Origin of the sequence: Saccharospirillum salsuginis, from assembly GCF_014651855.1 — a bacterium.
GTDB lineage: Bacteria > Pseudomonadota > Gammaproteobacteria > Pseudomonadales > Natronospirillaceae > Saccharospirillum > Saccharospirillum salsuginis.
This window is the reverse complement of the sequence record NZ_BMXR01000002.1, coordinates 382,246-393,908: the sequence shown is the minus strand read 5'-3', so window position 1 is coordinate 393,908 and position 11,663 is coordinate 382,246. Positions and strand designations below refer to the sequence as shown.

Here is an 11,663-nt window from a genome sequence, read left to right as displayed (position 1 = left end):
AGCTGGGACAGCGGATGCCCGCGTTGGACGCCCTCGTCTTACGTACCGTGGTAATAACAAGAAAAGGGTACTACCACCATGGACTTTGAATTAATGGTCGAGGTCACACCCCTGCTGGTCAAGGCCGCCTGGGTGACCATCGACATTTCCGTTCGAGCGATCGTATTCGGCTTTCTGGTCGCCAGTGCTCTGGTTTTTTTCCGGTCGGTTAAATTTACCCCCGTGCGGTGGTTCTCCCGTGCCTATGTCAGCGTTGTTCGGGGCACGCCCTACTTTGTTCAGCTCTTGCTGATCTTTTACGGGGGGCCGACCATCGGCCTGGATCTGGACCCCTTCACCTGCGGTGTCGTCGTCGGTGCCTTCAACATCGGCGCCTACATGAGCGAAGCCATACGCGGCGCCATCGAATCGGTCGACAAGGGGCAAAGCGAAGCGTCACGCTCCCTGGGCCTCGGTCGCCTGGCGACCATGGTCAATGTTGTACTGCCGCAGGCCGCCGGCCTGATGATCCGCTCGATCGGCGTACTGGCCATCGTATTGATCAAGAACTCCTCTCTGGTCTCGATCATCTCGGTTGTGGAGTTGACCTACCAGGCTCAGAGACTGATCGGCTCCACCTACAAGCCATTGGAAATTTTCGCCGTCAGCGCCCTGATGTACATCGTGATCATTTACGCCGTCATGGGCATCGTCGAGTTGGCCTATCGACGCACCACCCGTTTCAACGCCTTGTAGGAGACCCGCCGATGACTTTCGATTTTTCACCTGTCCTGACCTACCTGCCCACCCTGATTCAGGGCATCGGTATCACCTTGCTGATTGGCGTCATCGTGGCGTTGTTTTCCGTAGCGGGAGGGCTGTTGGTCGCGGTTATTTCAATCTACACCAACAAAGTGATCAGTTGGCCGCTGCGCGCCTTCATCTGGTTGTTCATGACGACGCCTCTGCTGTTGCAACTGTATTTTCTGTATTTCGGGCTGGGTGAACTGATACTGATCCCCGCCATCGTGGTCGGCATTCTGGGGCTGGGTTTTCACTATATGGCGTACAACGCGGACATCTTCATCGCCACAATCCGGTCGGTATCGGATGGCCAGTACGAAGCGTCGCGGTCGCTCGGTTTCGGCCATGGCGCGACCCTGTTCAACATCATCCTGCCTCAGGCTCTGATTCGGGCCGTTCCGCAATTGGGTAACAACCTGATCCTGATGGTCAAGGACACCTCGGTACTCTCCGCGATCGGCGTGGCCGAGTTGGTTTACGCATCTCAGTACGCGATCAGCGTATCGTTCCGACCGTTCGAATTTTTCATTGTGATCGCACTGATTTACTACGCGATCAACATTCTAATGGAGCTGGGCCAAGCCTGGCTGGAACGCCAGACCGCCTTCCGTCGATAGGCGCGATTGTCACAAGCGACGCAGAATAAAAAATGGAGTGACTATGAGCACGAACAGGCAGACAGAAACCCCCATGGTGGAAATCACCGATGTCCACAAGCGCTTTGGCAATCTTGAAGTTCTCAAAGGCATCAACCTGACCGTACCCCTCGGCAAGATCATTTCCATCATCGGACCATCGGGGTCCGGTAAAAGCACCTTGTTGCGGTCGGTCAACCATCTGGAAGTGATCGATTCCGGGACCATCACTCTGGACGGTGTCGCCGTCAACCGGCCCGACATCAAGGGCCTGGCGTTCGAGCGGCACATCAACCACATTCGCCAGAACATGGGCATGGTGTTTCAACACTTCAATCTGTTCCCGCACCTGTCCACCCTCGACAACGTCACACTGGCCCCCAGAAAACTTAAAAAGATGGACAAGAAGATCGCCCGCGAACTGGGGATGGAACTGCTGGATCGGGTGGGTCTGGCCGACAAGGCGGATGTGTTCCCGGCCTGGTTGTCGGGCGGGCAAAAGCAACGCGTGGCCATCGCCCGGGCCCTGGCCATGCAGCCCAAGGTCATGCTGTTCGACGAGGCGACATCCGCGCTCGACCCGGAGTTGGTGGAAGAGGTGAACCAGGTCATGCAGAGCCTGGCGAAAGACCACATGACCATGCTGATCGTGACCCACGAAATGGGGTTTGCCCGGGATGTGTCGAGTTGGGCCATGTTCATGGACGGCGGTGTCGTGGTGGAGGAAAACACGCCGGACAAGCTGTTCACCGCACCGGATCAGGAGCGCACCCAGAACTTCCTGCGCAAACACCTGGGTTCCAATCTGTAGGCGGATCGACATCGGCCGGTTTTGCGGTGCCGGTCGGCTGATGACGATGGATTACGCGCCTCGCGCCAAGCCTGTTATGATTCGACACCGTTCCAATTATCCAGAGTCATAGCATGGCATCCTTTGATATCGCCATCGTCGGCGGCGGCATGGTGGGACTGACACTGGTTCGTGCGCTCCGCCCCGCGCTCGACGCGGGCGCCCGTCTTGTCCTGATCGACCCGGCGCCGCAACCGGCCAACGCCGCCCCGAATTCACCCAGTTTCGACGACCGGGCCACGGCCCTGTCCGCCTTCACTCAAACCGCCCTGGACCGGCTCGATGTCGGATCCCGCCTGGAGCCGCACGCCAGCCGGATCGACTGGATCGAGGTCAGCGACCGGGGCCATGCCGGTTACCAGGTCATGGACGCCCGGGAGTTCCCGGGCCATCCGTTCGGGGCCGTGGTCGCCAACCGCAATCTGGGTCTGGCGCTGTGGCAGGCCTGCGCGGATCTGGACAACGTGGACTGGCGCTTCGAATCGTCGGTGGATCGGCTGAAGCCCGAAGCCGACCACCAGCAATTGACCCTGACCGATGGCGAGGTACTGACCGCGCGCCAGGTGTTTCTGTGCGACGGCGGCCGGTCACCGCTGGCGGACCGGCTCGGTATCGGCCACCGGCTGCACGACTACCACGCCCGCGCCCGGGTCGCCTCGTTGCGCACCGAGGAACCGCATCGTGGCCGGGCTTTCGAACGTTTCACCGAAGACGGTCCCATTGCCCTGCTGCCCTTCGGGGATTATTCGGCCCTGGTCTGGACGGTTCCGGAACATCTGGAAGGGCGTGTTCAGGCCATGGACCAGGCACAACAACTGGCCTGGTTGAACGAACATTTCGGTCAGCGCCTGGGTCGCATCACCGACATCAGCGAGACCGCCGACTACCCCCTGGTGTTGCGCCAATGCCTGGAACCGGTCCGGCACCGGCTGATGGTGCTCGGCAACTCCGCCGCCACCCTGCACCCGGTCGCCGGCCAGGGGTTCAACCTGGCGATTCGCTCGGTACTGCGTGCGGCGGACCGGATGAACACCCGGCTGGTCGATAACCTGGACCCCGGCGACTACGCGACGCTGAACGATCTGGCGCAGGCGATTGATCGCGACCAGTCGATGACCGCGCGGTTGTCCGACGGCCTGGTGCGCACCTTTGCCTCGAACCGGCTCGGGTTCCGGCTCGGCCGCAACCTCGGTCTGGGCATACTGGACCGGCACCCGCAATTGAACAAAGCCTTTACCCTGGCCAGCATGGGCCTGCTGCAAGGCGCGCCACTGCCCGAAGGAGCCCGTCCATGAACGACGCCTTTACGCACGACGCCATCATCATCGGTGGCGGTATGGTCGGCCTGTCGCTGGCTGTGGCCACAGCGCGACAGGGCTTGTCGGTCGCGGTCGTCGAACGCGGTCACCCCGAGCCCGACGCGCCCGAGCCCGGCCGATTCGCCCCCCGGGTCAGCGCCCTCAGCCGGCACAGCCAGGCCTGGTTGCAAAGGCTCGACGCCTGGCGCCGCATCCCAAACGGCCGGGCCTGCGCCTATTCGCACATGGCCGTCTGGGACGGTCTTGGCAATGGCCGGATCGAATTCGATGCCGCCGAGGTCCAGGCCGACAATCTGGGCCATATTGTCGAGAACCGCTGGCTGACCCAGGCGCTCTGGCAGACGGCGGAGGAAGGCCGCTCATTGCGATTGCTGGCCGGCCGCACGGTCGATCACTGGCAACAGGACGATTTCGGTGTGCAGGTGATACTGGATGACGGCGAGACGCTGTCGGCTCCGGTCCTCGCCGCCTGCGATGGCCGGTTTTCCACCGTGCGCGACCAGGCCGGTTTCCAGACCCGGGAATGGGCTTACGACCAAACCGCCCTGGTCACTTCCATTCGCCACAGCCACCCGCATGCCTTCACGGCGCGCCAGATCTTTCTGGAAACCGGACCGCTGGCCTTTCTGCCACTGAGCGACGAAACCGGCACGCAACACTGGACCTCCATCGTCTGGAGTGCGGACACCGACCGGGCCGAGGCTTTGCAGGCCCTGGATGACGCCGACTTCCTGGCCGAACTGAACCGGGCCAGCGAGGGCTGCCTGGGCACGATCGAGGCGGCGGATCCGCGCTTTTGCTTCCCGCTCGGCCAGATGCACGCCCACCAGTACTGGCAAGGCCGGGTCGTGCTGCTCGGGGACGCGGCCCACGCCATACATCCGCTGGCCGGTCAGGGGGTCAACCTGGGGTTCCTGGACGCCGAGGCCCTGAGCGATGTCTGGGGCCGGGCGCATGCACAGGGCCAGTCGCTTGGTGACGCCTGGACGATGCGGCGTTTCCAGCGCCGGCGCCAGACGCACAACCTGGCTGCCATGGCGGCGATGGAAGGGTTCAAGCGGCTGTTCGGCACCGATCACCCGGCGCCGGTACTGCTGCGCAATCGCGGTTTGAACTGGGTGCACCGGTTACCCCTGGCCAAACGCCCGCTGATTCGGGCGGCCATGGGCGAACTCTAATAAGCTACACCGCGCCGTCGAAATCCACCTGCCGCCAGGCCTCATAGACCATGATGGCAACGGCATTCGACAAATTGAGACTGCGACTGTCCGGTTTCATCGGCAGTCGCAACACCTGGTCGGCTGGCAGCGATTCGCGCACATCCACAGGCAGGCCCCGAGTCTCCGGGCCGAACATCAGATAGTCCCCTGCGTTGAAAGTCACATCGGACGGGTACCGCTTGCCCTTGGTCGAGAGGGCGTAGAGGCGCTCAGGGCGGGCTTGTTCGAGGAAGGTCGGGTAGTCCGGCCAGATGCGGATGTCGGCGAATTCGTGGTAATCGAGGCCGGCCCGACGCAGGGCTTTCTCGGCCATGCTGAATCCGAGCGGTTCAATCAAATGCAGATGACAGCCGGTGTTGGCGCACAGCCGAATAATGTTGCCCGTATTGGGCGGTATTTCCGGCTCGTAAAGCACAATGTGAAACATACCCGGATTTTCCTTTAGAATTGTGAGACAGTTAACAATAAATCACATAAACTGTGGACGGTATTTCATATTTTTGACACCCGACCCATGCTTAAGCGGATGAGTGTCAAAAACTTGAACGATTCCAAGGACATCGCACAAACCGCTTTTCAGCGCCCGTGATCTTTACACGAGCGGGAGGCGGACGGAATCGGCCAACCCCGGGAAAGGTTGCTAAACTCGTTTCTAACTGTATTTGAATACCGGAGCGTTGGGCTTTTGGGCTTATTGTCACCGATTCGACGTAACAAACGCCAACAGTGGATCTACCTCACCGAAGAGGGCATCGGCCGGGCCAGTTTCCAGAGCTCAGCGAACGCCATGCCCCGGTTGCATCGCTTTGACTGGAAAGTGGAGTCCGATGCCGTCAACCGCCCCGGGGAGCTTGCCGGCTGGGCGGCCGAAAAGGCCAGCGGCCCGGTTAATCTGCTGCTCGGCGAAGGCCTGTACCAGATGCTGATGGTCGACGTGCCCGATGTGCCGGCCGAGGAGATCGAATCCGCGTTGCGTTTGAAATCGGCCGATCTGATCAGCTACGACATCGAAGACGCCACCCTGGACGTCATCCTGTTGCCGACGGATGCCTATCGAGGCCGGCTGCGCATGGCCTTTGTCATCGCGGCGATGAAATCACCGCTGCGCCAATGGGCACTGGAACTGGCCAAACGCGGGCTGACGCTCAACGTGATCGATGTCGATCAACTGCAATTGAGGAATCTGGCCATTCGCAGCCAACAGCGCCATCAGAGCGGATTGCTGCATCTGGGGCCGGATCGCTGCCGTCTCGTGCTGCTGTACGAAAACGAATTGGTGCTGTCGCGCCAGTTCGATATCGGCTACCAGAGCCTGGGCATGAGCGGCCCGGACGAACCGGCACTGACTCTGGAAGGCCAGGACGATATCCAACTCGAATCCCTGGTGCTGGAGCTGCGCCGCTCCTTCGACTACTACGAATCGCAATTGGGGCTTGGCAGCATCGGCGAAGTCTCTCTGATCGGTTGGCCGGGCGACGTCGGCCTGACCGCCTCCCTGGGAGAAAAACTGGGGGTTCGCTTCCAGCCGTTGCGGGCCGAGGACCTGATCCTGCTGCCCGATCCGCTGGAGGGTGTCGTCCCCGACCCGTTGATTCCCATGCTGGGTACCGCCTTTCGGGGGGTGGCCGTATGACCCGACACATCAATCTGATGCAGCCGGACATTCTGCCCGGCTATGGCCCCTGGCAGGTCCCCGCCTTCCTGATCGCCCTGTTGCTGGTCGTGGTCGGAGCGGCGGGTTATACCGGCTATCACTGGAACCTGCGACAAACGCTGCTCGACGAGACCGGCTATTGGCAATCCCAGGTGCAGAACAGCCAGCAACGGCTGAACGATTTCCGCCGTGAAAACCCGAGCATGGCCAGCGAAGCGGATCTGCTTGTGGAAAACGAAACCCTGACCACTCGCCTCGGCGAGCGGCAGGCCGCCCTGAGCGGGCTCGCCGATCAACTGGACGTCTCCGCACAGGGCTTTTCCGAGCCGCTGGCCAGTCTGTCCAACTACGACCTGGACGGCATCTGGCTGACCCGCATCGAACTGCGCGACAGCCGGGCGCACCTCGGCCTGGAAGGGTTCGCCCGGGACCCGGGCCTGGTACCGCGCTATCTCGGTCAGTTGGAAGGCTCGGTGTTCGAGGGGCTCAGCATCCAGAACCTGAACATCCACCAGGCTGAGGACGATAACGCCTTGTGGCGCTTTTCCATCGCCGATTCGGTGGTCGGCGCCACTCTCGATCCCAAGCAGGAGGCTCGCTGATGGCACTGACATTTCGCCTGCGCCTGCTGCTGGACCGTTTTCAACCCCGGGAACGACTGCTGATCCTGATCACCCTGATGCTTGTGCTCGGATTTGCCGCTTATGGAGCGGTGTGGGTCACAGGATTAACCCAGCACGACCGCCTGCGCGACCGCATCGAGACCTTGCGCAACGAATTCACGGCCAACCAGAACGCCCTGCTGTCCCTGCAGGAAGCGCAGAACAACCCGCGCGCCCGTTCACTGAGTGAACGCAACGAGGCTCTGCGCGAGGAATTGTCGACGCTGGAAGATCGCATCAATCGGGTTACCGATGTGCTGATCCCGCCCAATCGCATGGCCAATCTGCTGCGCGAACTGCTGGTCGACAACGACCTGACCCTGGTCCGGCTCGGCGTTCAACCGGCGTCCGAGATCCAGACCGGCGACGGCGATTCGGGCGTTGTGCTCTACCGCCACCGCCTGGAACTGGATTTGCAAGGCAGTTTCCCGGCCCTGATCGGCTATCTGGAGGCGATCGAGGACAAACCCTGGCAACTGTTTTGGGACGAAATCAGCATCGAAACCGACAACTACCCGCAACTGCGGATCCGTCTGCGCGTGCACACCCTCAGTGACAAGAAGGAGTGGCTGAATGTCTAGTAGTGCCCTGTCGCTGTTGCTTGTCGTGCTGGCACCGCTCTCCGCCATCCAGGCGGATCCGATGCGACCGGATACCTATGCCGAACCCAAGGCCCAAACGGCACCGCGCCCGGTGCCCGAGCCCAGTTTCAACCTGTCTTCCGTCTACATCATGGACGATCAGCGCTACGCCGTGATCAACGGCCAATGGCTGACCCTGGACGACACCATTCACAACTACCGAGTGACGGACATCCAACCCGACCATGTTCACCTCAGACGGGGCGGCCGGGATCGCACCCTGAACCTGAGCCAGCCGGGTACCCTGTCCATCACCGAAACCGACGAGGAATGACCCTGTGACTGACCTCACGCCCTCGGCCATATCCCCGCTCAGAGCCATTCTCGGCACCGTACTGGTCGTGTCTGTCCTGGCCGGCTGTACCTCTGTTACGCCGAAACAACCCCGGGAAACCCCGGATTTCGACGCCAAGGCGGCCCTTGAGGAGAGCCGGCCGGACGCGGTACCCGAACGCACGCAAAAAGCCCCCGTCGAGGCCCCGCAGGCGCTGGAGGATGATTTACTGGATTTCAGCCAGGCCCCACGCGCCGCCAAACGCTTCGACGTCCAGGCCGACAATGTACCGTTGCAGCGTTTCTTCGCCGATCTCGGCCGAACCGAGGGCATCAACGTCCTGGTGGATCCGTCGATCAATGGCACCATCAGTCTGAACATGCGTTCGGTCACCATCGAGCAGGTCATGAGCGCCATGCGCGATCTCTATGGCTATGACTACCAGCGCACCGACTACGGTTACCGGGTCCTGCCGAACCAGATCCAGACCCGGATCTACCATCTGAACTATCTGAACGTCGCCCGTTCCGGCCGCTCGGACACCACCGTCAGTGGCGGCCAGATCTCCCGGCAGGGCAGCGAAGCCAATGAGACCAGCAGTGTCGCCACCGAATACAGCGCCGACTTCTGGGAAGGCATGGAAACCACGGTGATGGGCCTGCTCGATGAAGGGCCCGGGCGTCAGGTCGTGGTCAACCCGCAGTCGGGCCTGCTGGTTGTACGCGCGACACCGCGTGAACATGAAGTGGTGGGACGCTTCTTGGACGACGCCGAGGGCAGCCTGCAGAAACAGGTGGTGATCGAGGCCAAGGTGGTCGAAGTCACACTGAACAACGAATTCCGCTCCGGCATCAACTGGGAGACCTTCACCGAGGATGTTGCCCAGTTGTCGGGCAATGCGCTGGCCGGCGTCGGCAACATCGGCGGCGTATTCAGCCTGAACGTGGATTCCGAAGACTTCACCGCCATGCTGCAACTGTTGTCGCACCAGGGCGATGTGCAGGTGCTGTCCAGCCCGCGCGTGTCCACCGTGAACAACCAGAAAGCGGTGATCAAGGTCGGTACCGACGAATTCTTCGTGACGGAGGTGACTTCGCGCGACGAGTCGGACGACAACGGCAACAATACGTCCACGCCCGAATTCGTGCTCTCGCCGTTTTTCTCGGGCATCGCCCTGGACGTCACCCCCCAGATCAGCGCCCAGGATAACGTTATCCTGCACGTGCGCCCGTCGGTGACCGAGGTGGTGGAAAGCACCAAGGTCATCAATGTCGGCAACCAGACCTACAACCTGCCGCTGGCCCTGTCCAATGTCCGCGAGACGGACAGCATCATCCGGGCGGCCAGCGGTCAGATCGTCGTCATCGGCGGCTTGCTGTCGCAGAAGCAGGACACGTCGGCCACGGGTCTGCCCTGGCTGTCGCGGGTGCCGGGCCTCAAGTTCCTGTTCGCCCAGAACCGCGAGACCCAGAGTAAAAGCGAACTGGTGATTCTGCTCAAGCCCGTGGTGTATGACGAACGCACCACGCTCGACGACCTGGACAAGGTCCTGAACCGGATGTAGGTGACCGATTCCATGTACGAAGCGCACTTCGGACTCCAGCAACGACCCTTCAGTCTGTCGCCGGATACAGCCCTGTTCGTGCGCCTGGAAGACCACGAGGCCTGTTACAGCCTGCTGACCCATGTACTGGACACCGGCGAGGGCTTTCTCAAGGTCATCGGCGACGTCGGCACGGGAAAAACCATCCTCTGCCGCCGGCTGCTGCGCTATCTGAGCGACGACGAGACCGCCCGCGACCGCTTTCACAGCGTCTACATTCCCAACCCCATGCTGTCGCCGGTCGGCCTCTATCGGGCGGTCGGTCAGGAATTGGGGCTGAATCTGTCCGAGCAGGCGGACAACGCCGCCCTGCTCGACCACATCAACCGCCGTATTCTGGCGCTGGCCGAACAAAAGCGCGGTGTAGTCATCGTGGTCGACGAAGCCCAATCCCTGCCGGCCAAGACACTCGAAGCGCTGCGGTTGATCACCAACCTGGAAACCGAACAGCAAAAACTGGTGCAGATCATCCTGTTCGGTCAACCGGAACTGGACGACCTGCTGAACCAGAAACGTTTTCGTCAATTGCGGCAACGCATCACCTTCGCCCACTACCTGAAACCCCTGGACCGACAGGCGACCCGCCAGTACCTCGACTATCGATTGTCCCGCTGCGGCTACAACGGCCCGCCGCTGTTCGACCAGCGCACCGTCAAGGCCCTGCACAGACGGGCCCGGGGTGTCCCCAGGATGATCAATGTGCTGGCGCACAAGGCGTTGCTGTCGGCCTTTTCCGACCGCCGCCGGCAACTCAAGCCGGCCGACATCGACCGCGCCTACCGGGACAGCCGGCCGGAACCCGACTCCAGCGGCTGGCTGGCACCGTCGATGGCTCTGCTGGCCGTGGGTGCCCTGCTCGCCGTCTCCGCCTGGAGCTTCCTGTGAGCCGGATTCACAAAGCCCTGAGCACACCGGAACGGCTTGATACCGATACGGATTCGGACTTCAACCCCCTGACCCGGAGCGAACGCCGGCACAACCGCCCCTGGTGGTGGATCACCGCCCTCGCCAGCCTGGCTACCGTGGCCCTGCTCGTCCACCGGGGTTGGGAAACACCCGACCCGCCGGTCACGACTGAGAGTGCTCCCGTCACGCGCGCCGAACCGGTTGAACCAAAAACCGGAGTCGCGACCGAGGCGACCGAACCATCGCAACCCATGGTGGCCACCGAGTCGGTCAAGCCCCCTGTGCCGGAGGCGGAACCGACTCCAGTGGCGGCATCGGACTCGACGGTTCCATTACCGGACACCAAGGCGGAACCGGAGACTCAGCGTGTGGCGTCCACAGCCGTCGAGTCGGCGCCGTCCACACCGAAGGCTGATCAACCCGTTGCCGAACCGGATCCGGCGCCAACCGTGCCGAGTTCGGCAGAACGGACGGAACCGGACGACCCGGCGCCGGAGCCGAGCCCGGAACCCGCATCAACGCCGGAACCCAAGCCGGAGCCAAACCCGGAACCCCAATCAAGACCGGAACCGGAACCCGCCCCCGAACCGGCACCCGAGCCTGAACCGGCGTCAAACAGCCCCCGTTCCGATCCCGGTTCGGTCACCCTGGCCGAAAACCGCTCGGCGGACCTGGAACGACGGGTCCAGGCTGCTCTGGACCGGGGTGAACTGGAACGGGCCGAGGCCTTGCTGCGGAACTGGATCGATCGAGACCCGGACGAGGAATTGCCTCGTCTCTGGCTGGCGAAGATCTATCTGTCCAACCAGGTTCCCGAATCGGCCGAACCGCTGCTGACCGGCCTGACGTCCATCGAGGCACTGGGCCTGCGGGGAATGGCGTTGGAAAAGACCGGCCGCTATTCGGAAGCGTCCAAGTTGTTCGAACATCTCAGTAGACGCGAACCGGAAAATCACCAGTGGTGGCTGCATTGGGCCATCAACCAGGAAAACAGCGGCCAACTGGCGCAGGCACGGATTTTGTATCAGACTTACCTGGAGGAATTTTCGACCTATAACGCCAATCTGACCCAATTCGCCAGGGAGCGGTATCGGGCTCTGGCGGGGGGATGACAAC

The 11,663-nt window shown here is 62.0% G+C and carries 13 protein-coding genes; 12 read left to right on the top strand and 1 reads right to left on the bottom strand.

The window, feature by feature from the left end; genetic code table 11:
• Positions 1-78 precede the first annotated feature (78 nt).
• The 5 genes from IE111_RS04890 to IE111_RS04870 all read left to right on the top strand — a co-directional run bounded on the left by IE111_RS04890 (position 79) and on the right by IE111_RS04870 (position 4,765).
• Positions 79-735, top strand: coding sequence for an amino acid ABC transporter permease (locus IE111_RS04890; protein ID WP_189607377.1), 657 nt, complete (start codon positions 79-81; stop codon positions 733-735).
• 11 nt (positions 736-746) lie between these two features.
• Positions 747-1,400, top strand: a complete 654-nt coding sequence (locus tag IE111_RS04885; protein WP_189607376.1) for an amino acid ABC transporter permease — start codon at positions 747-749, stop codon at positions 1,398-1,400.
• 43 nt (positions 1,401-1,443) lie between these two features.
• Positions 1,444-2,229 carry an amino acid ABC transporter ATP-binding protein gene (locus IE111_RS04880; protein ID WP_308427496.1) on the top strand — a complete coding sequence of 262 codons (786 nt, stop codon included), beginning with the start codon at positions 1,444-1,446 and terminating at the stop codon, positions 2,227-2,229.
• Between the two features lie 113 nt (positions 2,230-2,342).
• Positions 2,343-3,563 (top strand): FAD-dependent monooxygenase, encoded by a 1,221-nt coding sequence (locus IE111_RS04875; protein WP_189607375.1) that lies wholly within the window; start codon positions 2,343-2,345, stop codon positions 3,561-3,563.
• Positions 3,560-4,765 carry a UbiH/UbiF/VisC/COQ6 family ubiquinone biosynthesis hydroxylase gene (locus IE111_RS04870; RefSeq protein WP_189607374.1) on the top strand — a complete coding sequence of 402 codons (1,206 nt, stop codon included), beginning with the start codon at positions 3,560-3,562 and terminating at the stop codon, positions 4,763-4,765. The genes IE111_RS04875 and IE111_RS04870 overlap by 4 nt, the downstream gene beginning before the upstream one ends.
• A gap of 4 nt (positions 4,766-4,769) precedes the next feature.
• On the opposite strand, the gene trmL is transcribed toward IE111_RS04870, so the two are convergent.
• On the bottom strand, positions 4,770-5,234 hold the full coding sequence (gene trmL / locus IE111_RS04865; RefSeq protein WP_189607373.1) for a tRNA (uridine(34)/cytosine(34)/5-carboxymethylaminomethyluridine(34)-2'-O)-methyltransferase TrmL: 465 nt from the start codon (positions 5,232-5,234) through the stop codon (positions 4,770-4,772).
• A gap of 258 nt (positions 5,235-5,492) precedes the next feature.
• Here trmL and IE111_RS04860 point away from each other — a divergent pair, with 258 nt between their 5' ends.
• Genes IE111_RS04860 through IE111_RS04830 form a run of 7 tightly spaced genes read left to right on the top strand, consistent with a single transcriptional unit; the run spans position 5,493 to position 11,659 of the window.
• Positions 5,493-6,440: a type IV pilus biogenesis protein PilM gene (locus IE111_RS04860; RefSeq protein WP_189607372.1), complete on the top strand. Its 948-nt coding sequence runs from the start codon at positions 5,493-5,495 to the stop codon at positions 6,438-6,440.
• Entirely contained in the window at positions 6,437-7,063 is a 627-nt protein-coding gene (locus IE111_RS04855; RefSeq protein ID WP_189607371.1) for a PilN family protein, read from the top strand. Before IE111_RS04860 ends, IE111_RS04855 begins: the two co-directional genes overlap by 4 nt.
• Positions 7,063-7,704, top strand: a complete 642-nt coding sequence (locus IE111_RS04850) for a hypothetical protein (RefSeq protein ID WP_189607370.1) — start codon at positions 7,063-7,065, stop codon at positions 7,702-7,704. Before IE111_RS04855 ends, IE111_RS04850 begins: the two co-directional genes overlap by 1 nt.
• Complete coding sequence (locus IE111_RS04845) at positions 7,697-8,038, top strand: hypothetical protein (protein WP_189607369.1); 342 nt, start codon at positions 7,697-7,699, stop codon at positions 8,036-8,038. The genes IE111_RS04850 and IE111_RS04845 overlap by 8 nt, the downstream gene beginning before the upstream one ends.
• Positions 8,039-8,042: 4 nt before the next feature.
• A complete protein-coding gene (gene mshL / locus IE111_RS04840) occupies positions 8,043-9,602 on the top strand; it encodes a pilus (MSHA type) biogenesis protein MshL (RefSeq protein ID WP_189607368.1) in 1,560 nt (519 codons plus the stop codon).
• A gap of 12 nt (positions 9,603-9,614) precedes the next feature.
• Positions 9,615-10,526, top strand: a complete 912-nt coding sequence (locus IE111_RS04835; protein WP_189607367.1) for an ExeA family protein — start codon at positions 9,615-9,617, stop codon at positions 10,524-10,526.
• Complete coding sequence (locus IE111_RS04830; protein ID WP_189607366.1) at positions 10,523-11,659, top strand: tetratricopeptide repeat protein; 1,137 nt, start codon at positions 10,523-10,525, stop codon at positions 11,657-11,659. Before IE111_RS04835 ends, IE111_RS04830 begins: the two co-directional genes overlap by 4 nt.
• The last annotated feature ends 4 nt before the right edge of the window (positions 11,660-11,663 follow it).